We start from the raw sequence: 878 nt of genomic DNA on the forward strand, positions 1-878 counted from the left end.
GGACCGGAGCGATCGCCGCCGTCGATGCGATAATTCCCGCGGCCTGCAGCAGAAGACGCGCCGCCCACGCGCGGGAGAAAAGAAGCTCGGTCACGGCGTAAACGCCCAGCGAAACATAAACGATATGGAACGTTTCCGGCCACCAGAAGCCTTGGAAGATCCGGATCACTTGAAGCATCAGAATCATGGCCAGGATGCGGTGCATCCGCTCCAGCACGATTCTCCGCCAGAGCGCGGAATCGCGCTTGCGGCGGAGCAAGGCGAACGCGGGCTCGCTCATGCGGTTCCCACCTCCGTCGCTTGCCGAAGATCCTCGAGACGGGCGATCGTGCACATCTCCCAGCCCCTGGCCCGCAGCATCATGCGCCAGCCCTCCAGGCCGGCCGCTTCGGCGGATTCCGGCGAGCGGCCGGCAATATGCACGTGGCTGGCGGTCTGGCGCCGCGCCTCAAGCGCCTGGAACGTGCCGGCGACGTCCTCTTCCGCCAGGGGACTGACCAGAATCAGATAGGCTCCCGGCTCGAATCGCGAAGACGCCTCGCTCAACGCTTCGGCCAGCGATCCGTCCCCGTCCGCTTCCGCGTCGACGAGATGCTCCATCACTTCCTCGCGGGTCCCTCCCGCTCTGCCGGCGCCGAACAAGTGCCGCTGCTTGCCGGCCGACACGAAGCCGACCGGCATGTTCAGCCGCACCGCGAGATCGAGCAGCGAAGCCGCCGCCGAGACGGCCAGCTCGAACTGCTCCCCGGACGAGTAGGAGGCGGTCCTCCGGTCAAGCACGAGCACGAAGCGGGGCAGCGCTTCCCGCTCGTACTCCTTGGACTTCCACTCGCCCGTGCGGGCCGTCGCGTTCCAATGAATGCGGGACAGCCGGTCGC

2 protein-coding genes are annotated in these 878 nt (G+C 67.0%); both read right to left on the reverse strand.

Annotated features, from left to right (window positions below; all coding sequences use genetic code 11):
* Nucleotides 1-280 (reverse strand): hypothetical protein (locus tag H7C18_RS34580; protein WP_185133689.1); only part of this gene is annotated, 280 nt, incomplete at its 3' end.
* A partial coding sequence (locus tag H7C18_RS34585) for a DUF58 domain-containing protein (protein WP_185133690.1) occupies nt 277-878 on the reverse strand: 602 nt, incomplete at its 5' end. The genes H7C18_RS34585 and H7C18_RS34580, both read right to left, overlap by 4 nt.

The organism is Cohnella zeiphila, from assembly GCF_014212055.1.
Taxonomy (GTDB): Bacteria; Bacillota; Bacilli; order Paenibacillales; family Paenibacillaceae; genus Cohnella; species Cohnella zeiphila.